Source organism: Sphingobium sp. MI1205, assembly GCF_001563285.1.
In the GTDB taxonomy this organism is placed as follows: domain Bacteria; phylum Pseudomonadota; class Alphaproteobacteria; order Sphingomonadales; family Sphingomonadaceae; genus Sphingobium.
Window position 1 is genome coordinate 2,831,101 of the sequence record NZ_CP005188.1, and the last position, 22,505, is coordinate 2,853,605.

Below are 22,505 nucleotides of genomic sequence, written 5' to 3' on the forward strand. Positions count from 1 at the left end.
GGCGCCATCAAACAAAGGGCAGGATGCTTTTGACTACTTTATCGGACTTTTGGGCGGTAGATATCAACGAAGCCCCCACGCCGCTGTCGCGCTTTGCCGGACAAGTCGTACTGGTGGTGAACACAGCCAGCAAATGCATCTTCACCTCGCAGTATGACGGCCTGCAGCAGCTTTATGCAGATTATGGAAATGCGGGTTTTGTCGTGCTGGGCTTCCCATGCAACCAGTTCTTCAAGCAGGAGCCAGGCGCCGCCGCGGATATCCAGGCCATGTGCACCAACGAATATCGGGTCAGCTTTCCGATGTTCCAGAAGATCGACGTCAATGGACCGCAAGCGCATCCCCTCTATATGTGGTTGAAGGCGGCTGCGCCCGGCATCATGGGCAGCAATGCAGTGAAATGGAACTTCACCAAGTTCCTGATCGATCGGTCGGGCAAGCCCGTCGTGCGTTACGCCCCCACAATGGCTCCTGCCAATATCGCCCCGACCATCGAGCGCCTGCTCAAACGGTAGCCTGGCCCGCGAAAGCAGGCATACAGGCTGGCCTTTTGCCCGCATAATCCCTACATGCGCGCCCTTATGGGCCGTTTTTCCAAAATGCACGGATTGGGCAATGACTTTGTCGTGATCGACGCGCGGGATGGCGATGTCGCGATGACGCAGGCGCGCGCGCAGGCGATTGCCGACCGCCATGCCGGGATCGGGTGCGACCAGTTGATCCTGATCGGCCGGTCGGATCGCGCCGATGTGTCGATGCGCATCTTCAACAGCGACGGCGGCGAAGTGGAAGCCTGCGGCAATGCCACGCGCTGCGTGCCCCTGTTCGTCGGGCGCGACGTGCTGATCGAGACGAAGGCGGGCCTGCTGGACGCAAAAGGCGTGGATGGCGGCGCGAGCGTCGACATGGGCGCGCCCCGGCTGGAATGGGACGCCATCCCCCTCGCCTACGCCATGGATACGCTGGCCATGCCGGTGAGCTGGGAGGATCTGCCCGCACCCGCCGCAGTCAATGTCGGCAACCCGCATGTCATCTTCTTCTGCGACGACCTGGATGCAGTGGATATCGAGCGGTTGGGGCCGATGATCGAGACCGATCCGCTTTTCCCGGCGCGGGTGAATGTGAATTTCGCGCAGGTCGTCGGTGACAATCAAATCCGCCTGATCGTGTGGGAACGCGGCGCTGGCCTGACGCGCGCCTGCGGCACAGGCGCTTGCGCGACCGCTGTGGCCGCCGTGCGGCGCAAGCTGGTGAGCGGTCCCACCCGCGTCACCCTGCCCGGCGGCGATCTGGTGATCGACTGGACGCCGGGGGGCCATATCCTGATGACCGGGCCTGCCACCCATGTCTTTGATGGCGAGGCTGACTGGGCCCGCTTTTGACGATGAGTGGCCCGCAGATCATCACCCTGGGCTGCCGCCTCAACATCGCGGAAAGCGAGGCGATCCGCGAGATGGCGGGCGATCAGGATGACCTGATCGTCGTCAACAGTTGCGCGGTCACGGCAGAGGCGGTGCGGCAGACGCGCCAGGCGATCAGGCGGGCGCGGCGCGAGCGACCCGACGCGCGAATCATGGTGACGGGTTGCGCGGCGCAGACCGAGCCGGAGACCTTCGCGGCGATGGCGGAGGTCGACGCGGTGATCGGCAACCGGGAGAAGATGGAAGCCCGTCACTATTCGTCGTCGCGGCGGACGGCGGGATCTGCCGCCATGGGGTGCGGGGTGGGGAATGAGACCCCAGCTTTCGCTGGGGTGACGGATGACGTTGCCGGGGTGGCGGATTATGGCGCGGCCGGAGTGGCGAACGGCCTTGAGGTGACGGACAAGGTCCGCGTGTCCGATATCATGGCGGTGCGCGAAACCGCGCCGCACATGGCGAGCGCCTTTGCCGAACATGCCCGCGCCTTTCTGGAGGTGCAGAATGGGTGCGACCATCGCTGCACCTTCTGCATCATCCCCTATGGCCGGGGAAACAGCCGATCCGTCCCGGCAGGCGCGGTGATCGAGAAGGCCCGCGAGCTGGTCGATGCGGGCTATCGGGAAATCGTGCTGACCGGCGTGGATGTCACGAGCTACGGTCCCGACCTGCCCGGCGCGCCGTCGCTCGGCCTGCTGATCGAGCGGCTGATGAAGGCCGTGCCGGACCTGCCGCGCCTGCGCCTTTCCTCCCTCGACAGCGTCGAGATAGACGAACGGCTGTTCGACCTGCTGGCGCACGAGCCGCGCATGATGCCGCATCTGCACCTGTCGCTACAGGCTGGCGATGACATGATCCTCAAGCGCATGAAGCGCCGCCATGGCAGGGCCGACGCCATCGGCATCGTCGAAAGGCTGAAAGCTGCGCGGCCGGCGATCAGCATCGGCGCGGACATTATCGCCGGGTTCCCGACCGAAGATGAGACGATGTTCGAAAACAGCCTGAAGCTGGTCGAGCAGTGCGACATCGTCCACGGCCATATCTTCCCCTATTCGCCGCGTCAGGGCACGCCCGCCGCGCGCATGCCGCAGGTCGATCGCGCCATCATCAAATCCCGCGCCGCCCGCCTGCGCGCAGCGTGCGAGGCGCAGCGGCAGAACTGGCTCCGGGGCCTGATCGGATCATCGCAGTCGGTGCTGGTCGAGCGTAACGCGACGACCGGCCATGCCGAAAATTTCGCCCCGGTTCGCTTCGCCGCGCCGCAATCCCCCTCCTCCATCATCCGCGCGCGCATCACGGCGCTTGAGAATGGCGTCCTGATCGCGCAAGAGGCGGCTGATGACTGAACCCGGCAACAGCTGGCGCGACCGCCTGTTCGGCGGACTGAAGCGCACATCCGACAAGCTCGGCGAGAATCTGACCGGCCTTTTCTCCAAGGCCGCGCTCGACGACCAGACATTGGACGAGATCGAGGAGGCGCTGATCGTCAGCGACCTTGGCCCCGCCATGGCCGCCCGCGTGCGCGACCGCCTGTCCGAAGGTCGCTACAATCGCGAACTGACCGAGGAATATCTGCGCGAGATCATCGCGGAGGAAATCGAGAAGGTGCTGGCCCCGGTGGCCCGGCCGCTGGAAATCGAAGCCTTTCCGCGTCCGCAGGTCATACTGGTCATCGGCGTCAACGGTTCGGGCAAGACCACCACCATCGCCAAGCTCGCCAACCTGCTGCTGGAGCAGGATTATGGCGTGATGCTGGCGGCGGGCGACACGTTCCGCGCGGCGGCGATCGGGCAGCTGAAGGTCTGGGCCGAGCGGCTGGGCATCCCCATCGTCGCGGGCAAGGAAGGCGGCGACGCGGCGGGCATCGTGTTCGACGCGGTCAAGCAGGCGACGGAAACGGGCATCGACGTGCTGATCGTCGATACGGCGGGGCGGCTTCAGAACAAGACCGAGTTGATGGACGAGCTGGCGAAGATCCGCCGCGTGCTTGGCCGGTTGAACCCGGCGGCCCCGCATGACGTTGTTCTGGTGCTGGATGCCACCACGGGACAGAATGCGTTGAGCCAGATCGAGGTTTTCAAGGAAGTCGCGCAGGTGACGGGGCTGGTCATGACCAAGCTGGACGGCACGGCGCGCGGCGGCGTTCTGGTCGCGGCGGCGGAGAAATACCGCCTGCCCATCCATGCCATCGGCGTGGGCGAGAAGATCGAGGATTTGCGGCCCTTCGACGCTCGCGACATGGCGCGGGCGATCGCGGGGACGGCCTATGCGCGCTGAATCCATTTTCGTCGCCCCGATGGAAACCGGGGCCTTGTGCCTGTCTGGCACTGTCCTGCCGCACGAGATTCCGGTTCGCGCCGGGATGACGGAGTAAATTCATATGGCCGACACCAAGCCCGCCCATGGCGGCAATCTCAGCCTCGCGCTCGATTTCGGCCCGCTGCTGGTCTTTTTCCTGACCTACAAGGGCGTCGGCTGGATATGGGGCGGCGGCAATCCGATCACCGCCATGTCGATCGGCACCGCCGCCTTCATGGCCGCGATCATCATCGCCGTCATCATTTCCAAGGTAAAGCTGGGCCGCGTGTCGCCGATGCTGTGGCTTTCGGCGATGCTGATCCTGTTTTTCGGCGGCCTTACCATCTATTTCCACGACCAGCGGTTCATTCAGATCAAGCCGACGATCATCTACAGCTTCTTCGCGCTGATGCTGTTTGGCGGGCTGATGCGCGGCAAGGCGCTGCTCAAATATCTGTTGCAGGCGGCCTATGACGGACTGAGCGACGAAGGCTGGCGCAAGCTGTCGCGCAACTGGGCCATATTCTTCGTCGGCATGGCCATCGCCAATGAGGCTATGCGCCGGTCGATGAGCTTCGACGCGTGGCTGGCGATCAAGGTGTGGGGCGTGACGGTCGTGTCGGTCGTCTTTGCCGCCGCGAACATTCCCATGCTGATGCGGCACGGGCTTGCGCTGGGCAACAAGCTCGACAGCGAGGAAATCGGCGAAACGACCCCGCCGCAGGGCTAGGCGGGCGAAGCTGGGACGCGCCCGACCCCGCCCGCATGCGAAGTTCAGCCGCCGTTGAAGTTGATCATGCAATACAGCATCGGCAGCGAGAGCAGCGTGTTGGTGCGCGAAAAGATCATCGCGGTGGTCGCAGCCTTTGCCTTTGCCGCGTCTTCGGCGGGCACGATCCCCAGCGCCTTCTTCTGGTTCGGCCAGATGATGAACCAGACGTTGAAGGCCATGATCAGGGCCAGCCACATGCCAATGCCGATCAGCACGAAGCCGGGCGTCAAGGTCAGCGATTCCACCAGATAAGCGCTGCGCCATGCGATGATGACGCCGGTCAGCACCGTCAACGCCGCGCCCCAGCGAAAGAAGAAAAGAGCGGACGGCGCGATGAATTTCGACACGCCCGGCTTCAGTTCCGCCGGCACTTTGGGCATCGTCGGGATCTGGACGAAGTTGAAATAATAAAGCAGGCCGATCCAGGTGACGCCAAAGAACAGGTGCAGCCAGCGAAGGATCGCCTGTTCCGGGATCGTGTTGGCGGGAACCGCGAAAATTACCACCAGTGACAGCACCAGCCCCGCGGCCAGCACAAGATGCAGATTACCGAAGAATTTTGCCATTGATCCTACCCCCATGTCCGGCGACCGCTTGCGGGTTGCCTGACCGATGATGCTAGGTCATCATTTCGCACCTGTCACATGGATATTTCCGTGCGTTTAAAAGAAAATATCGTGTTTTCTGCGGTGCAATAAGACTGCTAGGGGCAGGGAGCCTTCCGGCCGCACCCTCGTTATGCGGCCATCCATCCAAGAACCCGAGGAGTTCCGACATGGCCTTTGTTCTGCCTGACCTTCCCTATGCCAAGGACGCCTTTGGCGACATTCTTTCCGCCGAAACCTTCGACTATCATCATGGCAAGCACCACAATGCCTATGTGACGAAGGCCAATGAACTGGTCGCCGCCGATCCCGCCTTGCAGGGCAAGTCGCTGGTCGAACTGATCAAGACCAGCAAGGGCGGGCTGTTCAACCAGGTTGGCCAGATCTGGAACCACACATTCTACTGGCTGTCGCTCTCACCCGAAAAGAAGCAGCCGAGCGGCACGCTGCTCAACCTCATCAATGAGGGCTTCGGCTCTGTCGATGGGTTGATCGAAAAGCTGAAGGCCGAGGCCGTGGGGCACTTCGCCAGCGGCTGGGCCGCGCTGATCCTGAAGGACGGCAAGCTGGAAGTGACCAGCTATCATGACGCCGATACCCCCGTCGCGCATGGCCATACGCCGCTGATGATCCTCGATGTGTGGGAACATGCCTATTATATCGACTATCGCAACCTGCGCCCCAGCTATGCCGACCGGGTGCTCAAGGAAGCGATCGACTGGGATTTCGTCGCGCAGAATCTGGACGGCGAAGGCGTGAGCCGCGCCGACCAGCCGGGCTGATCCGTGCCGCCGCCCGCCGCCGCAAATGTGCGGCGGGCGGCATCGCTGAAAAAATTCTGCCTCTTTCCCAACGGTTTCTTAACGCGTTTGGCGGACAAGGCTTCCTAAAAAGAGGAAGCGTCGCATGAACATCGAGCTGTTGCAAAGCCAGCATCACGCGCTTCACGCGTTGGCGGAAAAGCTCCTCCTGGCCGTTGCCGATGATGGCAATCCCCAGCCGCTAGGCACCTTGCGCTGGCAGTTTGCCCGCGAACTGATGGCGCACCTCGCCCTGGAAGATCACATCTTCTACCCCTCCATGAAGCGGCGACCTGATGATCCACTGCGCGAAACAGCGGCGCAGTTGCAGGTCGAGGTGGCGCCGCTGGCCCAATTATTTTCCCAATATATGGCGCAGTGGAACGACGACCGGATCGCGCGCGACTGGCGCAGTTTCTGTCGCGAAACCCGCGACATGATCGAAGCGATCATGCGTCGCATCGACAAGGAAAACCGGCTGCTCAAGGCCCTGTCGACCGAGGCGGCGCTGAAAGCGCCCCAGATCAGGCGGGCGGGCTGACGCCACTGTCCGCCGGGGCGAGGCCCAGCATCGCGGCCAGTTCGGCCAGATCAGCGTGCCGCTTGACCAGCAGCCAGTCCCGCGACTGCGCACCGTTGACGACCGTCACCGCCCCTTTGGGACAGACGCCCAGGCAGTTGACCTCGATGATGCCTGCGGCTGCCTTGCGCCCCTTTTTCAGGGAAAGATGCTTGCGCAGAGCCTTGGCCAGCCGCTCGTCACCATCGGGACCAAAGCCCCCGTCGAGCTTTTTTGAGCATTTGCGGCAGACCAGCACGGCATGGTGCCAGTTGGAGCGGACATGATCCTTCAATCGGCCGCCTCGCGCGGCTTCCAACTGCGTCGTTCCTCCGCCGAGCGCAGGACTTCGTAAGCGGCCTGGATCGTGTGGAAACGCACTGCGGCATCGGCATCACCCGGCTTGACGTCCGGGTGATTTTCCTTGGCCAGACGGCGCCAGCTTTTCTTCACCGCTTCAAAATCGGCGTCGTCCTCAAGCTCCAGCGCCTTGAGCGCGTGCAGTTCGTCGCGCGATCGACTGCCGTCGCCCGGCCCGCCCCATCCATGATAGGCGCTGCTTTGAAACCCGTTCGCATCGCGACGTTCATCCCGCTCGCGCTGTTCCCGCTCTTCCTTGTCCAGGCCCTGAAAATAGTCCCAGTTGCGGTTATATTCGGCCGCATGATCGGTGCAGAAATACCAGCGCTCAGGGCTGTTGGGCGATTTTGGCGCAGGGCAGCCGCCGGGTTTGTCGCAACCGTGCCGGTCGCACAGGCGCACCTGCTGCGCCTCTCGCGAAGCGCCGTAGCTGCGCCAGCGCGGAAAACCCCAGTCATTTGATCGGCTGCTTCTTGCCATGGTTCCAAATTAGGCAGGCCGCAGGCGGAACGCCACCCCGGCGGTTGATTTTTCAGCTTACGCAAAGCGTTGAAAGCCGGTTGCTGGCCCTTTCCATCGTCACATGGAAAGGCGGAATCTTCATTGCCAGAGGGCCTGTAAGCCGGGTTCTGTCCTCCCCTGACGGAGAGTGGCGACCATTCCTCTAGGGGACGGATTGCTCCGGCCCTCAAGCAACCAACCCGGGCGGTCTCAGCCGAAATCAGCCTAGCAGTCGAGCTGCGCGCCGCCCCTATTCGGTCTTGCTCCCGGTGGGGTTTACCGTGCCGCCTTCCGTTGCCGGAGACGCGGTGCGCTCTTACCGCACCCTTTCAATTTCGCTGGGCCTAAGCCTTAGCGACCTGCTTTCTGTTGCACTGTCCCTTGGATCACTCCAGCCGGCCGTTAGCCGGCACCGTCATTTCGTGGAGCCCGGACTTTCCTCGCCGTGGAAGTTACCCGCCACGCCGCGGCCGCCCGGCCCTCTGGCGTCACGCGCTATACACAGGGTTGCCGCCTTAGTCATCCCCCCTCGGCTTGGGCAGCAGCAGGGCGAGCAGGATCGCGCGGCATTCCCCGTCAATGATCCCGTCGATCAGTTCGGGGCGGAAACGGCGTTGGAAGGCGACGACCGCCGCCTCCGGCTCCGTAATGTCATAGCCGAAACGCTCCAGCGCGAGCATGAAGCCCCCGTCGCTCCAATGCGGGTCCATGAGATTGCGGGTCGGGCGCGGCAGGGCAAGCCGCAACCTGGCCAGTTGCCACCAGGGGAAAAGCTCGCCCGGATCCTGCTTGCGCGCTGGCGCCACGTCGCTGTGGCCCACGATATTGCCGCGGGTGATGCCGTGGCGCTGCACGATGTCGTGCATCAGCGGGACAAGCGATCCGATCTGCGCGTCCGGGAAGGGTCGATAGCCCCATTCATGGCCGGGGTTGACGATCTCTATCCCGATGCTCGCCGAATTGACGTCGTTGATGCCGCGCCAGTGCGACCGGCCCGCATGCCAGGCCCGCTTGCCTTCATCGACCATGCGGACGATCTCGCCCGTCTCGGTCACGACATAATGGGCAGACACCTTGGATTCGCCGCTGGCCAGCCAGTTTATCGCGCTCGGCGCGTCCGGCATGCCGGTATAGTGCAGCACCAGCATGGATATGGGCAGCTTGCGGTCGTCGAAATTGGGCGACGGCGTGTCGATCATCGGCATATCGGTCATCGGAAAAGCAATCACCACCACATATATTCGTCGCGCCACGGCAGGGCGCACAGCCGCAGGGCGGACAATGGCCGAGAGCGCCCAGCCGATCAAGCGCGAGCGCGTTTCATGTGGGCTATGCGATGAACAGATGCGCCGCGATGGGCGGCGTCAGACTGCGCGGCGAAGAGGCGTGACCGCGATCCGGCTACCCTGGGGGCGACGCGCATAGGCGCCGCGAAATTCCTGATGGGGGATGAAATCGTCGCTATGGCCGATCACCGTCTCGCCCGCCCCCAGCAGCAGCACCGATCGTTCGCTGCTGTGGCGGGTGAGCAAGTGGAACACCTGCTGCCGCCGCTCCTGCGTGAAATAGAGCAGCACATTGCGGCAGAGCAGCAGGTCATATTCGCCCGACGGCGCCTTGGCGTCGAACAGGTTGTCCGTGCGAAAATCAATCATCCGACGCAATTCGGGACTGGCGCGCCAATTATCGCCCACCGGCTCGAACCATTTGATGAGGTCGCCGACCGCCAGGCCGCGCTGAACGTCCATCTGCGAAAAGATGCCGTTGCGCGCCTGCTCTATGGCTGCGCCTGAAATATCCGTCGCCAGTATCTCTATGCGCCACCCGCGCCAGCGCGCCATGTCGTTGCGCAACTGAAGGGCGAGCGAAAAGGCTTCCTGGCCGGTCGAACAACCCGCGCTCCAGATCCGCAGGACCCGGTCCCGCCGATCCGCATGAAAGGCGGGCAGGATGCTGCGGTGGATCATGTCGAAAATCTGGAGATCACGGAAAAAGCTGCTTTCATTGTTGAGCAGCGCATTGACTACTTCATTCTCAAGCGCCGGATCGCGATTGCCCAGCAGCCCGGCGGCCAGTTCGTCCATGTCGGCCATGCCGCGACTGCGCATGACCGGCTTCAGCGCGGTTTCCATGCGCCAGGCGCGGTTTTCGGACAGAATCTGTCCCGTACGCGCCTCCAGCAGGGCGGAAAAGATACGAGCCGAGCCGCGCGAGGATGAATCGGTCGAAAGGGTCAATGTGTCAAACCTCTGCTCTTTCCGCGTCTCGCGACGAAATCCATGATGGCATAGGGGTCCAGCAGCGCGCAGCTCAGCCCCGCCGTCGCTACCGATCCGGGCATGCCCCATACGACGCTGCTCGCTTCATTCTGGGCGACGATCCAGCCGCCCGCGGCGACGATGTCGCGTCCGCCCACGGTGCCGTCGCGCCCCATGCCGGTAAGCACGACTCCCGCCGCACCTGGCCCATAGGCTTCCGCCATGCTGGCGAACATCGGATCGACGCCGGGCAGATTGCCCGCGGCCGTACGCTGAGGGCTCAAGACGACCATTACGCGATCACAAAGACCGCGACGCACCTGAAGATTGGCGTCGCCCGGCGCGACATAGACCGTATCGGGCTTCAGAATCTCTCCCTGTTCGGCGACCTTCACCCGCAGGCTGGTCATCCGCGCAAGCTGCTGAACGAAATAGGATGTGAAGCTGACCGGCAGATGCTGCGTGAGCAGGATCGGCACGCCGAGCGGCGCGGACATGCCGGCAAACAGCTGGCTGAGCGCGTGGATGCCCCCGGTCGATGCCCCGATACCCAGGCAGGCGAGCGGCGCATTCGCCTGCGCCGCAGCCATCTGAAGGGGCTGCGCGTCGCCCTGGGTAGCGGTATTGCCGCCGAACAGGCGGGACAGGCGTTCGATCAGCGATTGGGGAAACGTCTCACCAAAGCTGCCGCTGCCGGGTTTGGCAAGAATGTCGCTTGCGCCAAGCGCCAGCGCCTCGATCGCCGCCGCGCTGCCTTCCTGGCAATTGCCCGAAAGGATGACCACCTTCCCACGCGGATTGGCACGCAGGAAGGCTGGCAGAGCCGACAGCCCGCTCTGCCCCGGCAGTTCGATGTCCAGCAGAACCAGATCGACATCATTCCCGGCGAGAAAGCCCAACGCCTGTTCGGCGCTGCTGGTCTTGTGAACCACGGAAAAGGCGGGATCGCCGTTCAATATCCGTTCGATGACCGTCCGCACAACGACCGAATCATCGACAACCATCGTGCGGACCGGTGGTCTGCTGTGGCTGGCCATGATCGGCATGACGGCGGTCATCTGGGGACTTTCGAACGAAAATGGGAAACGAAGAGCGAGAATGGAGAAAAACAGGCGCTAAATGACGCCGACGATCGCCAGCTTGCTTTCAAGCGTCTCGCGATCGAAAGGCTTCATGACATATTCGTCGGCCCCTGCTTCCACCGCCGCCTTGATGTGACCGATGCCATTTTCCGTGGTGCAGAAAATGATCTTGGGCCGGGCCGTGACTTTCGCCGTGGCAAGCGCCTGAAGAAATTCCATGCCGCTCATGACCGGCATGTTCCAGTCCAGCAGCACGACATCGGGCGCCGAAGCCTCACATTGGGTCAGCGCATCCTGTCCATCGACCGCTTCGGTCACCGTCAGGTCCAGCGACTCCAATATGTGCCGCGCAACTTTGCGGATAACCTTGGAATCATCGACTACCAGGCAGTTTTTCATGAAGCGTCCCTTTGATTTTTCTTCCTGCGAAGAAGAGATTAGCCGCCAAAGCCGAGTAATTCGTAAACGGCCCGGAAATTTATGCCGCTTGCGCGAGGAAACCGGATTCGATGAAGCTGGCGAGCGATACGAGAAGGTGCGGCTGGCCGTCCTGTTCGACGATTGCCCGCGCATAGGGCGACCATGCACGGTCGAGCTGGCCGCGCAGGGGCAGCTCGCCTTCAGGCACCTGGCAGATGTCGTGGACCGCATCGACCATCAGGCCATAGCTGTGCCCGCTGATGTCGGCGATGATCGCCAGGCCGCATTGGGCCGATGGCGTGGGCGTGCCGCGTATCAAGGCGGGCACGTCGATGATCGTGAGGACGCGGCTGCGCAGTGCCGACAGCCCCGCCACATGGGCGGGCATGCCCGGCACAGGCGAAATATCGGCGAGTTTCACCACCGCCTCCACCTCTTGCGCAGCAACGGCGACGCGGGTGCCGGCCAGGGTCGCCAGAAGATAAAGCTGCTCCATCGACTGTCTCCTTAACGCCGCGCGCCAGCGATGGCGGCCATCAGCGCATCCTGATCATAACGGTAAATGCTGCTGTCCTGCGGCCCCGTGGGCCGTGGCGAGGCGCGCAACTGCACGACGCGGCAACCCAATATCTCCGCCGCCTGAGACGAATCGCCGTCCGAACACAGCACGATGTCGGCCGGATCGACCGCCTCATCCTGCGGCAGCCCCAGAATGACCTCGTGCCCGGCCTGCCGGAGCAGCGGCGCCAATATCTCGCGCGTCCACCCATCCTGACTGTCCGCCAGCACGCAGCGTCCGCGCGTCCGCTCCACAAGCGGGCCGTCGGGCAAGGCGGCGAACAGGGCGAAGGGATTGATGACTTCCAGATGTTCGCCGTCGATCACCGCAACGCCGCTCAGCAAGCCGTGCATCGCGACCATGTCGGGCACGGCGGGCATCTCCACGATATCGAGCACCGCTGCCACCGGATAGCAGGCTTCCCGCGTGCCATCGCGCAGGCGCAGCGCCGATACATGGTCCGCTGCAAAGGCGTGAACGCCGTTGACGACAGGCACCAGCCTGCCATCGAGACGCACGAAGGCGCGCGCGCCCGACCGGCCGAACAGCGTCACATCGACATCCTCGACCCGCTCGACCAGCGACAGCTTGATCAGCCGCTTTTCACCCGACAGTTCTTCAAAGCGGAGCGCGGAGACCATCTCCGTCCGCGCTGCACGCACATCCTCTTCTTCCGCCTGACGGTCGGCCCGGTCGTCGGCAATGTTCGGCAGGCAGGCGGCATTCGCCAACCCCGCCGCATCCAGCAGCAGCATCGGCTTGCCATTGTCCGGCAGCGTCATGCCGGCATAGACGCCCGTGGCCATCACCAGCGGCGAAGCGGGCCGGATAACCAGTTCCTCATGATTATCGACGGCGGCAACGCCCAGCGCGAAGGGAACGCCGGTCGCGGAACGCACGACCATGATCGCGCGGGGGCCAGCCTGCGCCAGCTTCTGCATCCCCAGAACATCTTCCAGATCTATCATGGAATGCCGCACGGACCGGATCGTCGCGATCTTGGCACCGCCGACTTCGGCGACGTGCAGCGTTTCATTATTATCGTGCAATATTTCCACGACAGCCGCGCGCGGTATCGCGAAATGAAGCCCACCCGAACGGATGATGAGGCCAGGAATGATCGTCAGCGTCAGGGGCACGCGCAGGATGATGCGCAACCCGCGGCCAAATTCGCTATGAAGTGCGATCACGCCGCCGATTCGTTCGACATTGGCGCGCACCACGTCCATTCCGACGCCACGGCCCGAAATCGCGGTGACTGCCTGCGCGGTCGAAAGGCCCGCATGGAAAATAAGGTCCAGCTTTTCGGCCTCGCTCATCTTCACCGCCGCGTCGCGCGACAGCCTGCCCCCGCCCACCGCCTTTTCCACAAGCCGAGCCGTGTCGATACCACGGCCATCGTCGCTGATCTCGATGACGATCTGGTTGCCCGACTGCCGGGCCTGCAACCTCAGCGTGCCCGCTTCCGGCTTGCCCAGCGCACGGCGCTCCTCGGGCGTTTCGATGCCATGGTCGATGCTGTTGCGCACGATATGGGTGAGCGGATCGACCACCATCTCCACCATTTCGCGGTCCATCTCGACGTCGCCGCCCTCAAGGACCAGGTCGATCTTCTTGCCCAGTTCGCGGCCAAGATCCCGGACCATGCGGGGGATGGCGGTGAACAGGCGATCGACACGCTGCATACGGGTTTTGGAGATGGCGTCGCGCATGTCGGCCACACAGGTCGACAGCCGTTCGAACGCGCTTTCCAGTTCCGGGTCGCCCGACCGCTCCCGCAACTTGCGCGACAGTTCGTTGCGGGCCAGCACCATGTCGGACACGCCATTCATCAACTGGTCGATCAGCGACAGCGGCAGGCGAATGGTGCGGGGCACGGCCTGCGCGCCGCCCTGCCGCGTGGTTTCCACCGCAGGGGCCGCCGCCTCGGGCGCTGCGCCTTGCACCGGCTGCGTCAGGGCGCCGATCAGATAATCGTCATTTTCGTCCGGCAGCGCCGCACCGATCGCCACCGCTTCAGCCAGTTCGGCGATGCGGTCCATGATGCCCAGCACGGCGCTGACGGTGCCGGGATCGGCAGTGCGATTGCCATTGCGGATTTCCGACAGCACATCCTCAGCCGCGTGGCTCAATCGCTCGAAGCGCGGCAGGTTCAGGAAGCCGCAGCTACCCTTGACCGTGTGGAAGAAGCGGAAAATGGCGTCCAGCCGGTCGCGATCGCCGGGGTCCGCTTCCCACGCGACGACCTCGCTTGCCAAGGCTTCCAGCGTTTCCTGCGTTTCAGCTATGAATTCCTGAAGTAACTCGTCCATTCCCTTGGCCTTCACGGATGCGCGCGTCGGCACCATGGGGAGAGCGTGGTTAAAGGCCCGTTAAAGACGTTGCCCCGGCAGCAAAAAGGGCGCCGCGACCTTTATCGCGACGCCCTTTTGCTTGTTATGCGAAGGCTTAGTTGACCTTGTCTTCAACGGCGTCACCGGCCGCCTCGCCCGCTTCGCGGGTCGCGTCAGCCTTGTTTTCAAGGGCGTCGGCGGCATTTTCAGCAGCCTCTTCGGCGTTGCCGGACAGGTTATCGGCCATCTCTTCCATATTATCGGCCTGGTTGTCGATGGCGTCCGCCTGATTCTCGTATGCGTTCTCGACCTGGTTTTCCTGCTTGGAATCGCATGCAGCAAGCGCGATCAAGCTGGCCAGGCCAAGAACTGAGACGATGGTTTTCACGGCGTTTTCTCCTGTTGCGCCCCCCAGGGGCTGACGTCATTCGGCAAGAGGCCCGGCAGCACAGTGCACCCGGAACTCTGACCGCGATCAACTGGTCGCACGGCAGATGGTTCCCATCGCAGGACTCCTTTCGTCGCAGAAACGACTTATTTTTTCAGATTGTCCCGAATTTCCCGCAGCAACAATATGTCTTCCGGCGTGGCTGCGGGCGCGGTTTCGCCGGGTTTCGGCATCAGCCTGTTCACCGCCTTCACCAGCAGGAAGATGATGAACGCCAGGATCAGGAAATTGACGAGCACGGTCAGGAACTCGCCCCATCCCAGCATGGCGACGCCAGCAGCCTTCAAATCGGCATAGCTGCCGGGATCGCCCTTGAACTCAGGCGGAATATCGCCGAGCCGGATGAAGTAGCTGGAAAAGTCGGCACCCCCGAACAGGAAGCCTATCAACGGCATGATGAGATCATCGGTCACCGACTTGGTGATGGTGGCAAAGGCCCCGCCGATGATGACACCCACCGCCAGGTCGATGACATTACCGCGATTTATGAATGTCTTGAATTCGGAAATCAGCCCCATTTACGAACCCCTTGTCGTGATTGCATGTTTAACAGGATGAGCCGTTGCGCCCGCATCCACAACCACCTATTTCCGTCCTCGTAACAAGACGAGGATGTTCCATGACGATCCTGCGCCGTTTTTCCCCTGCGTTTCTCTTGCCCTTGCTGTCGGCGTTCGCGCTGTCCGCCTGCGGCATCAACAGCGTTCCGGCGGCCGAGGAAGAGGCCAAGGCGAAATGGGCCGATGTCCAGGCCCAATATCAGCGCCGCGCCAACCTGGTCGGCAATCTGGTCGCAACCGTCAAGGCGGCCGGCAAGCAGGAGCAGGACACGTTGATCGGCGTGACCGAGGCCCGCGCGAAGGCGACCTCCATCCAGGTCAGCGCCGACGACCTGTCGGACCCGGCCAAGGTGCAGCAGTTCCAGCAGGCCCAGGCGCAACTGGGTCAGGGGCTGGGCCGGTTGCTCGCTTCGGTGGAGGCCTATCCAGACCTGAAGGCAAACCAGAATTTCCTCGACCTCCAGTCGCAACTGGAAGGAACGGAGAACCGCATCGCCGTATCCATCCGGGACTATAATGAAGCGGTTCGCGCCTATAATACGCTCATTCGCACCTTCCCTGACGCGATCGGCGCCAAGATCATCCATGGCGCAAAACCGATGACGCCGTTCCAGGCGACTACTCCGGGAGCCGATGAAGCGCCCAAGGTCGATTTCGGCAACTGAAGCGCGCATGATCCGCCGCCTGATCCTGATCCTTGCACTGCTGGTGTGGATACCGGCGGCGCAAGGGCAGACATTTCCCAAGCTGACGGGGCGGGTGGTGGATGACGCCGCGCTGCTTTCACCCGCGCAGGAACAGGCGCTGACGGAACGGCTGGCGGCATTGGAAAAGGAAAGCGGCCGACAAGTGGTGGTCGCCACGCTGCCCAGCCTGCAGGACTATGACATATCCGATTATGGCTACCGCCTGCTCCGTGCATGGGGCGTCGGCGACAAGGAGCGCAATGACGGCGCGCTGCTGATCGTCGCGCCCAGGGAGCGCAAGGTACGCATCGAGGTGGGCTATGGGCTGGAGGGCATATTGACCGACGCCCTGTCGTCCCAGATCATCCGCAATTCCATCACGCCGCGCTTCAAGGCGGGCGACATGGCGGGTGGCATTGAGGCCGGGACCAATGCTCTCATAACCCTTCTCAGCCTGCCACCCGATGAGGCACGGGCACAGGCGCTGGCGGCGGAAAAGGCACAGCAAGGCAACCGGGGCAGCGGCAGCCCCCTCATCCTGATCTTCTGGATCGCTATTGCGGCCTTCATCATCGTGCCGACGATCTTCGGGCGGCGCGGCGGCAGGCGTTATCGCGGCGGCGCGGGGCCGATCGTCATCTGGGGCCCGGGCGTCGGCGGATCTGGCTGGGGATCGGGCGACAGCTGGGGCGGCGGTGGCGGCGGTTGGGGAGGCGGTGGCTTTTCCGGCGGCGGCGGCAGTGGCGGCGGCGGCGGCGCGTCGGGGGGATGGTGATGCGTCTTCGTTTGAGCCAGGCCGACCATGATCTGGTCACCCATGCGGTGGCCCAGGCGGAACAGGAAACCGATGGCGAGATCGTGACGATCGTCGCCCGGCGATCCGACGCCTATCATGACGCCGGACTGCATTGGGCCATCGGCGCGGTATTCGTGGCGCTTTCCATCGCGGCCGCATTCCCCGCGCATTTCCGGGCACTCTGCTCCTGGCTGCTGCTCAGTTGGGAGCATGAGGTTGAAGACTGGAAACTGCTGACGGTCCTGCTGGGACTGCTCCTCGTGACATTCCTGGCCGTGCGCTACATCCTTGCCTGGATGCCGCTGCGGCTTGCGCTCACGCCCCGGACGACCAAGGCGCGGCGGGTGCGGCGACGGGCGATGACCCTGTTCCGTGCGGTGGCACTGGGCCGGACCAAGGCGCAGACGGGCGTCCTCATCTATCTTTCCCTTGATGAGCACCGCGCCGAAATCATCGCGGACGCGGCGATCAATCAGAAAGTGACCCCGGACGTCTGGGGCGATGCGATGGCGGCGATGATCGATGCCGTGCGCGACGGCCGCACTGGCGATGGCATGGCGGAAGCCGTCCGGCAGGTGGGCGCCGTGCTGGCCCGCCATTTCCCGCGCAGCGCCGACAATCCCAATGAATTGCCAGACAGGCTGATCGAATTATGAGCGAACAGGACATGGCCGCCGCAGAGGAAATCATGTGGTCGGGCCGTTTCATCACTGCCAAGCGACGCGGCAGGTGGGAATATGTCGGACGCGCACGTGGCATCCACGCCGCCGTCATATTGGCGATCGACGAGGACGCGGACGGCACGCGCCATGTCCTGCTGGTCGATCAGTTCCGCGTGCCGCTGGGCCGCCGTTGCATCGAACTGCCCGCTGGCCTTGTCGGCGATGATGAGGAAGGCGAGGAATCCGCCCTGGCCGCAACGCGCGAGTTGGAGGAGGAAACGGGATATCGCGCGGGGCGGATGGAAGCGGCGGGCGATTTCTACAGTTCGCCCGGCATGGTGTCGGAAAGCTTCTGCCTGTTCCGCGCCCACGACCTGCGCAAGACCGGCGAAGGCGGCGGCGTGGATGGTGAGGATATTCGCGTCCACCGCGTGCCCCTCGCCAACATCACCAGCCAGATCGCCGCCTGGCGCGCCGAGGGTTTTGCGATCGACGTAAAGCTGCTGCTGCTATTGGGCGCTGAAATAGCGCGTTAGGCGGCTTAGGGCACCCTGTACCAGTTCGCCACCCGATCCAGCGCCAGGGTCAGCACGAGTTTGCCCGCCCGGCTGGGCCAGCCGAGCGCGCGTTCCGCCGCGACCAGCCCTTCGCCCGCGCAGGCGACGCGCCATAATATGTCGCTCAGCCCCGGTCCTGCCGCAGCGATGGCGGCGTGGAAGCGTTCGCGGGCCGACATCTGAGCCACCGTCGGGTCGGGCGCACCTGTCCCGCCCCTTCGGCTGCCGCTGGCGGGCGCGGCATCCCATCGCATCGTGACGCGAGGACCAAGTCCCGCCCTTTCCCAGTCCGCGCGCAGCAGTTCGCCCGCGCGATATTGGCGTTCGCTCAAATGCCCGCGAGCGTGAAGCCAGGAGATCGGCGATTCGCCGATATTGATGGCCACTGTCTGGACATGTCCGGCCGGGTCCTCGATCTTCTGCTCCACGCACTGATTCCGCATCTGGCCCTCCTGATAGACGAATGACAGGAATCGCCTTGCCATGACGAACCATTTGTAGGAAAGTCGAAAAACCAAATAGGTAAAATCTGGAACAGGCATGATTACCCGCATCAGAGAGGTTCGCAAGGCAAAGGGGCTGACGCTGGAGCAGGTCGCTGCCCTTTGCCAGCCGCCGACCACGGCGCAGACGATCGGCAGGCTGGAAACGGGCACGCGAACCGTATCGGTCAACTGGCTGAACCGCATAGCCCAGGCGCTGGGCGTGGGATCATCCGAACTGGTGGCGCTGCCGGGGCAAAGCATCGTGCCGGTCGCCGCGCTTCTAGGCCCGGAAGGCGCGCGAGCGCCGACCCGCAGCCTGTCCTTTCCGCCGCCCGTGCCTGCCGACGCCATGATCGGCGTGCAGGTGTCGGCGAGCATCGGCGATTATCGCAGCGGCGACGAAATCTGGTGCCGCCGGATCGGCCCCGATGAATTTGCCAGCGCGCTCAACCGCGACATCCTGTTGCCGCGACAGGCCGGGCGCTTCCTGTTCGGCAGGCTGATCGGCCGCGAAGGCGACAGGCTGCACATCCTGCCGCTGGGCAGCGGCAGCCGCCAGCAGGTGATCAGCGACCCACCCTGGGGCGCAGTCGCAGTGCAGTTGGTGAGACAATTATAGCCAAGGCGATGCTTCAGCCCTAACTCTCAATTAACCGCGATGCCATAAGGGAGACGGCATGACGCTGAATGTCCTTACGCTATCGACGCTCTTCCCGGACATGAGCCGGCCCAATTTCGGGGTGTTCGTCGAGCGCCAAGCCCGCGAGCTAGCCAGCCGCCCGGATGTGACGGTGACGGTCGTAGCGCCGCTGGGCGTCCCCATCTGGCCGATCGGGCTTTCCGATCACTATGCCGCCCTCCGCGCCCTGCCGCGCAAGGAAAGATGGCAGGACCTGACCGTCTATCGCCCGCTTTTTTCCACCATTCCCAAGATCGGCGCGCGCATCAACGTGCGGAACATGACGCGGGCCATATTGCCGCTGATCCAGCATCTGCACGAACAGCAGCCCTTCGACGTCATCGACGCCAGCTTCTTCTTTCCCGATGGCCCGGTCGCGCAGCGCCTGTCGCGCGCGCTCGGTATCCCCTATTCGGTCAAGGCGCGCGGCGCGGACATCCATTATTGGGGCAGGCGCAGGGACACGCGCGGCCTGGTCAAGCGAGCCGGGGACGGCGCGTCCGGCCTGCTGGCGGTATCCAGCGCGATGCGCCGGTCGATGATCAAGATGGGCATGGATGCCGAAAAAATCCGCGTCCATTATACCGGGGTCGATCTGGACCGCTTCGAGATCGCCGATCGCGCCGCGGCCAAGGAAGCGTTGGGATTTGAAGGGCCGGTGATCCTCTGCGTCGGTGCGCTTATCCCTCGCAAGGGCCAGGAACTGCTGGTGCAGGCGCTTCCCCGCCTGCCGGGCGTCACGCTGCTGTTCGCGGGACAGGGGCAATATCGCCGCGCGCTGGAAAAACAGGCGGAGGAACTGGGCGTCGATCGGCGCATAGGCTTTCTGGGATCCGTTCCGCATGACCGGCTGCCACGTATCTACGCCGCCGCCGATGTCATGGCCCTCCCCTCCTCGTCCGAAGGGCTGGCCAATGCCTGGGTCGAATCGCTCGCCTGCGGCACGCCGATCGTCATTACGGATGTGGGCGGAGCGCGCGAACTGCTCGACCGGCCGGAAGCGGGCCATATCGTCGATCGGGATCCGGATGCCATCGCGACGGCCATCGGCGACCTTCTGACGCACCCGCCCGAACGGGAAGCGGTGCGCGACACGGCGCTGCGTTTCACCTGGGAAGCGAATGGCGACCTGCTGCTCCACCACCTGAAGGGCATCGCGCGGGGCGGCTAGATAAGCAGCCGGGCCTTGCCATCGGGGTTAAGGAAATGCCCGCCGTCAAACGGCAACTCGCCCCAGCGCCATGGCGTCAGTTCATCATAGGCCGGGTTGGAGATCGGCGCATGACGGCGCAGGTTCAGCAGCCTTTCGCCCTCATTCCGATAAGCGGTCAGCCGCGCATGCTCACGATAGATTTCGGCGGGCCGCTCATAGTGAAAGGCGTCATGCCATCCCATCGACCGCGCGACCTGGGTCAGGCTCCACCAGTCCGGCCTTGCCTCACCAGGCAGGGGGAAAAGGCGGCGTTGACGGCTGATCAGCCGGTCGGCGCCCGTTACGGTGCCATCCTTTTCGATCCAGACGGGCGAAGGCAGAGCCAGCAGGCCCTCCGGCGGCAGGCCCGGTTCAAGCCAGGGCGTGGACAGGATGACAAAGGGCAGCTTGCCCAGCGTCGCGCGCAGCGGATTGCCAAGGGGCGGCAGACCGCCCAGCAGCCAGAGCAGCTTTATCTGCCCATCCCCGATCGCTCCAGCCAGCGCCGCGCCAGTCAGGCCGGGCTGCTCCGCCATCCGCTGCGCGCCCCAGAAGCGCGCGGCCTGGGCGATTGAGTGGGTGGAAAAGTCCCGATGCGCGGCGAGTTGCCCGCTGTCGCACCCCACTTCGCGCTCGCCCATCGCATTGGGCGCGCGGGCGATGCCGATCGGCGCGGCGCCGGGGGTTCCGATCCAGCCCATCGCCAGATACAGGTTCAGGATCGCCTGGGGCAGGCGCTGGTCATGCTCCTCCCCCGCAGCCGGGCCGTATAGCGTCACTACGCGCCGCGTTGAGGCGAACAGATCGTAGAAGGCGCGGACGTCGGCAGGGGCCAGTCCGCAGCGGCGGCCCACCGACCAGAGATCATGATCGGGCCGCAAGCGGGTCCAGAAATCCTCCGATACGGACACATGGCGCGACAGAAAATCGACCGCCAGCAGACCGCTGTCATGGCCGTGCAGCAGCAGGCCGGACAGCATGGCGGCGGCGCTGCCCGGCACGATGGACAGGTGCAAATCCGCCGCAACTTCCGGCGCATCCTGCCCATCGGTCAAGAGGATGAGCCTGGCGTCCCCATGCTCGCGCGCCATCCGAATGCGATCAACCAGCACCGGATGCCGCAGCAGCGTAGAAGCGCCCACGGCGAGGATCAGGTCGGCCCGGTCCACATCCTCATAGCTTCCGGGCACGACATCTTCGCCCAGCCCAGCGCGATAGGCGGCCTCCATGCCACCATCCTGCCAGCTGGGGCCGTCAATATGGGCAGAGCCGACGAAGCCCTTCATCAGCTTGTTGGCGACATAATAGTCTTCGGTCAGCAGATTGCCTGCGACATGCATCGCGACGCTGTCGGGGCCATGCCTGGCCAGTACATCCTTCAGGCGCCGGACCGCATGGCCGATCGCGCGCTGCCAGCCGATGCGCTGGCCATCCAGCATCGGGTGAAGCAGCCGTCCATCGAGGGACGACATCGCGGCGAGCGCATCGCTTTGCGGGCACAGCAGCCCGCCATTGGCCGGATGCACCGGATCGCCTTCGAAGGACAGGCTGCGCCCTTCGTCCGTCACGGCGCGCACGCCACAACCGACCGCGCACTGACCGCAAAGCGTTCGGACGATAGCCATCAGCCTGCGTCAGCCGGGCCGGGTCATTTCTGGCACGCGACGATCGCGGCGACGACGGACAGCGTTTCCTGCGGATCACGCACGCGCACGGTGTCCAGGCCAATCTGCTTGGCAGGATAGTCATTGCCGCCGGGAAAGATCGCGTCGCCGATGAACATCATGGCGTCCAGCGCGATGCGGCTCGCGTCGCGCAGTTTCTTGAGGCCATAGCCCTTGTCCACCCCTTCCCGCGTGATGTCGATCGACGTCGCGCCGCCCATGTTGATCGACAGGCCGGGCAGGCGTTCACGCAGGTCGGCCTGGATGATGCGGCGCTTGGCGAAGTCCGGGTCCCATCCTTCCTTCGCATGGACCGGCGCCTGCTGTCCCAATGCGGAAAAGGTGATCTGGCTGCCGCGATCCTCGATCCGATCGCCCCAGGTTTCCTGTGGAACGAAGCCGGTCGCTTCGAGCGATTCGTCAAAGGCGGTGAGAATCTTCTGCTTTTGCGCGTCGTCGAACAGTTCGGCATAGACCGGCGACCATGCGCCGTTCCGATGCGTGTAGAGCTTCGTGCCCGTGGTCGGCATCAGCCATAGCCGCGCCAGATCCGCGCGGGCCGGAAGGCGGCTGGCGACCTGCTTGTCGAACTGCGGCCAGTCGCCGCCCGAAATCACCGCGACATGGGCAACCGTCAGCAGATCGGCGAGCGCATCGCCCATTTCCTGCTCAAGAGGCTGCTTGCTTTCCGCCAGCGTTCCGTCGAGATCGAAGGCGATCAACTCTTTCATGGGGGCAAGCTCCTGGAATCCTTGTCGGCCGCAGCTACCATCAATTGGCGGATCGGCAAATCCATAGGCCCAAGGAAATG

At 63.9% G+C, this 22,505-nt stretch carries 27 protein-coding genes and 1 other RNA gene; 13 read left to right on the forward strand and 15 right to left on the reverse strand.

All coding sequences use genetic code 11. The annotated features are described in order from the left end of the window. Positions 1–29: 29 nt before the first annotated feature. The 5 genes from K663_RS13970 to ispZ all read left to right on the forward strand — a co-directional run bounded on the left by K663_RS13970 (position 30) and on the right by ispZ (position 4,446). Positions 30–515 carry a glutathione peroxidase gene (locus tag K663_RS13970; RefSeq protein WP_062120971.1) on the forward strand — a complete coding sequence of 162 codons (486 nt, stop codon included), beginning with the start codon at positions 30–32 and terminating at the stop codon, positions 513–515. Positions 516–581: 66 nt separating this feature from the next. Continuing rightward, positions 582–1,382 (forward strand): diaminopimelate epimerase, encoded by an 801-nt coding sequence (dapF, locus tag K663_RS13975; protein ID WP_062118763.1) that lies wholly within the window; start codon positions 582–584, stop codon positions 1,380–1,382. A gap of 2 nt (positions 1,383–1,384) precedes the next feature. Further along, the gene (mtaB, locus tag K663_RS13980; protein WP_062118765.1) at positions 1,385–2,764 is read left to right on the forward strand and encodes a tRNA (N(6)-L-threonylcarbamoyladenosine(37)-C(2))-methylthiotransferase MtaB; all 1,380 of its coding nucleotides are present in this window, start codon (positions 1,385–1,387) and stop codon (positions 2,762–2,764) included. Then, on the forward strand, positions 2,757–3,695 hold the full coding sequence (gene ftsY / locus K663_RS13985; RefSeq protein ID WP_062118769.1) for a signal recognition particle-docking protein FtsY: 939 nt from the start codon (positions 2,757–2,759) through the stop codon (positions 3,693–3,695). Before mtaB ends, ftsY begins: the two co-directional genes overlap by 8 nt. A gap of 103 nt (positions 3,696–3,798) precedes the next feature. Next, a complete protein-coding gene (gene ispZ / locus K663_RS13990) occupies positions 3,799–4,446 on the forward strand; it encodes a septation protein IspZ (RefSeq protein ID WP_062118772.1) in 648 nt (215 codons plus the stop codon). A gap of 44 nt (positions 4,447–4,490) precedes the next feature. On the opposite strand, the gene K663_RS13995 is transcribed toward ispZ, so the two are convergent. Continuing rightward, a complete protein-coding gene (locus K663_RS13995; RefSeq protein ID WP_062118774.1) occupies positions 4,491–5,054 on the reverse strand; it encodes a urate hydroxylase PuuD in 564 nt (187 codons plus the stop codon). Positions 5,055–5,263: 209 nt separating this feature from the next. On the opposite strand from K663_RS13995, the gene K663_RS14000 reads away from it, so the two are divergent. Together K663_RS14000 and K663_RS14005 are read left to right on the forward strand one after the other, a co-directional pair. Next, positions 5,264–5,875: a superoxide dismutase gene (locus K663_RS14000; RefSeq protein ID WP_062118778.1), complete on the forward strand. Its 612-nt coding sequence runs from the start codon at positions 5,264–5,266 to the stop codon at positions 5,873–5,875. Between the two features lie 124 nt (positions 5,876–5,999). Further along, a complete protein-coding gene (locus K663_RS14005; RefSeq protein WP_062118781.1) occupies positions 6,000–6,434 on the forward strand; it encodes a hemerythrin domain-containing protein in 435 nt (144 codons plus the stop codon). Here K663_RS14005 and K663_RS14010 read toward each other — a convergent pair. From K663_RS14010 to mscL, 11 genes are all read right to left on the reverse strand, one after another. Then, positions 6,418–6,771, reverse strand: a complete 354-nt coding sequence (locus K663_RS14010) for a hypothetical protein (protein WP_062118785.1) — start codon at positions 6,769–6,771, stop codon at positions 6,418–6,420. The two genes, K663_RS14005 and K663_RS14010, sit on opposite strands and share 17 nt — an antisense overlap. Continuing rightward, positions 6,744–7,292 carry a J domain-containing protein gene (locus tag K663_RS14015; RefSeq protein WP_062118788.1) on the reverse strand — a complete coding sequence of 183 codons (549 nt, stop codon included), beginning with the start codon at positions 7,290–7,292 and terminating at the stop codon, positions 6,744–6,746. The genes K663_RS14010 and K663_RS14015 overlap by 28 nt, the downstream gene beginning before the upstream one ends. A gap of 122 nt (positions 7,293–7,414) precedes the next feature. Then, positions 7,415–7,799, reverse strand: an RNA gene (rnpB, locus tag K663_RS14020) — RNase P RNA component class A. 29 nt (positions 7,800–7,828) lie between these two features. Next, entirely contained in the window at positions 7,829–8,527 is a 699-nt protein-coding gene (locus tag K663_RS14025) for an N-acetylmuramoyl-L-alanine amidase (RefSeq protein ID WP_062120974.1), read from the reverse strand. A 150-nt stretch (positions 8,528–8,677) separates the two neighbouring features. Further along, positions 8,678–9,550: a CheR family methyltransferase gene (locus K663_RS14030; RefSeq protein ID WP_062118791.1), complete on the reverse strand. Its 873-nt coding sequence runs from the start codon at positions 9,548–9,550 to the stop codon at positions 8,678–8,680. Next, complete coding sequence (locus K663_RS14035) at positions 9,547–10,629, reverse strand: chemotaxis protein CheB (RefSeq protein WP_062118795.1); 1,083 nt, start codon at positions 10,627–10,629, stop codon at positions 9,547–9,549. The genes K663_RS14030 and K663_RS14035 overlap by 4 nt, the downstream gene beginning before the upstream one ends. A gap of 57 nt (positions 10,630–10,686) precedes the next feature. Then, entirely contained in the window at positions 10,687–11,052 is a 366-nt protein-coding gene (locus K663_RS14040; RefSeq protein ID WP_062118798.1) for a response regulator, read from the reverse strand. A gap of 79 nt (positions 11,053–11,131) precedes the next feature. After that, complete coding sequence (locus K663_RS14045; protein WP_062118801.1) at positions 11,132–11,569, reverse strand: chemotaxis protein CheW; 438 nt, start codon at positions 11,567–11,569, stop codon at positions 11,132–11,134. An 11-nt stretch (positions 11,570–11,580) separates the two neighbouring features. Then, entirely contained in the window at positions 11,581–13,944 is a 2,364-nt protein-coding gene (locus K663_RS14050) for a chemotaxis protein CheA (protein ID WP_062120977.1), read from the reverse strand. Positions 13,945–14,080: 136 nt separating this feature from the next. After that, the gene (locus K663_RS14055) at positions 14,081–14,353 is read right to left on the reverse strand and encodes a hypothetical protein (protein ID WP_062118803.1); all 273 of its coding nucleotides are present in this window, start codon (positions 14,351–14,353) and stop codon (positions 14,081–14,083) included. 146 nt (positions 14,354–14,499) lie between these two features. Further along, positions 14,500–14,931: a large conductance mechanosensitive channel protein MscL gene (gene mscL / locus K663_RS14060; RefSeq protein ID WP_062118806.1), complete on the reverse strand. Its 432-nt coding sequence runs from the start codon at positions 14,929–14,931 to the stop codon at positions 14,500–14,502. A gap of 101 nt (positions 14,932–15,032) precedes the next feature. On the opposite strand from mscL, the gene K663_RS14065 reads away from it, so the two are divergent. Genes K663_RS14065 through K663_RS14080 form a run of 4 tightly spaced genes read left to right on the forward strand, consistent with a single transcriptional unit; the run spans position 15,033 to position 17,653 of the window. Beyond that, the gene (locus tag K663_RS14065) at positions 15,033–15,638 is read left to right on the forward strand and encodes a LemA family protein (RefSeq protein WP_062118809.1); all 606 of its coding nucleotides are present in this window, start codon (positions 15,033–15,035) and stop codon (positions 15,636–15,638) included. A gap of 7 nt (positions 15,639–15,645) precedes the next feature. Then, on the forward strand, positions 15,646–16,434 hold the full coding sequence (locus K663_RS14070; RefSeq protein WP_062118812.1) for a TPM domain-containing protein: 789 nt from the start codon (positions 15,646–15,648) through the stop codon (positions 16,432–16,434). Continuing rightward, on the forward strand, positions 16,434–17,111 hold the full coding sequence (locus K663_RS14075) for a TPM domain-containing protein (protein ID WP_062118815.1): 678 nt from the start codon (positions 16,434–16,436) through the stop codon (positions 17,109–17,111). Before K663_RS14070 ends, K663_RS14075 begins: the two co-directional genes overlap by 1 nt. Further along, a complete protein-coding gene (locus K663_RS14080) occupies positions 17,108–17,653 on the forward strand; it encodes an NUDIX hydrolase (protein ID WP_062118818.1) in 546 nt (181 codons plus the stop codon). The genes K663_RS14075 and K663_RS14080 overlap by 4 nt, the downstream gene beginning before the upstream one ends. Before the next feature lie 5 nt (positions 17,654–17,658). Here the strand turns inward: K663_RS14080 and K663_RS14085 are convergent, their stop codons facing one another. Continuing rightward, positions 17,659–18,117 carry a DUF6456 domain-containing protein gene (locus tag K663_RS14085; RefSeq protein WP_062120980.1) on the reverse strand — a complete coding sequence of 153 codons (459 nt, stop codon included), beginning with the start codon at positions 18,115–18,117 and terminating at the stop codon, positions 17,659–17,661. 97 nt (positions 18,118–18,214) lie between these two features. Between K663_RS14085 and K663_RS14090 the strand changes: the two genes are divergently transcribed. Both K663_RS14090 and K663_RS14095 read left to right on the forward strand, forming a co-directional pair. Continuing rightward, positions 18,215–18,778 carry a helix-turn-helix domain-containing protein gene (locus K663_RS14090; RefSeq protein WP_062118820.1) on the forward strand — a complete coding sequence of 188 codons (564 nt, stop codon included), beginning with the start codon at positions 18,215–18,217 and terminating at the stop codon, positions 18,776–18,778. 58 nt (positions 18,779–18,836) lie between these two features. Further along, positions 18,837–20,009, forward strand: a complete 1,173-nt coding sequence (locus K663_RS14095; protein ID WP_062118823.1) for a glycosyltransferase — start codon at positions 18,837–18,839, stop codon at positions 20,007–20,009. Here the strand turns inward: K663_RS14095 and K663_RS14100 are convergent. Both K663_RS14100 and K663_RS14105 read right to left on the reverse strand, forming a co-directional pair. Then, entirely contained in the window at positions 20,006–21,655 is a 1,650-nt protein-coding gene (locus tag K663_RS14100) for a molybdopterin-dependent oxidoreductase (RefSeq protein ID WP_062118826.1), read from the reverse strand. The two genes, K663_RS14095 and K663_RS14100, sit on opposite strands and share 4 nt — an antisense overlap. A 23-nt stretch (positions 21,656–21,678) precedes the next feature. Continuing rightward, positions 21,679–22,425: an HAD-IIB family hydrolase gene (locus K663_RS14105; protein WP_062118829.1), complete on the reverse strand. Its 747-nt coding sequence runs from the start codon at positions 22,423–22,425 to the stop codon at positions 21,679–21,681. Positions 22,426–22,505: the final 80 nt, after the last annotated feature.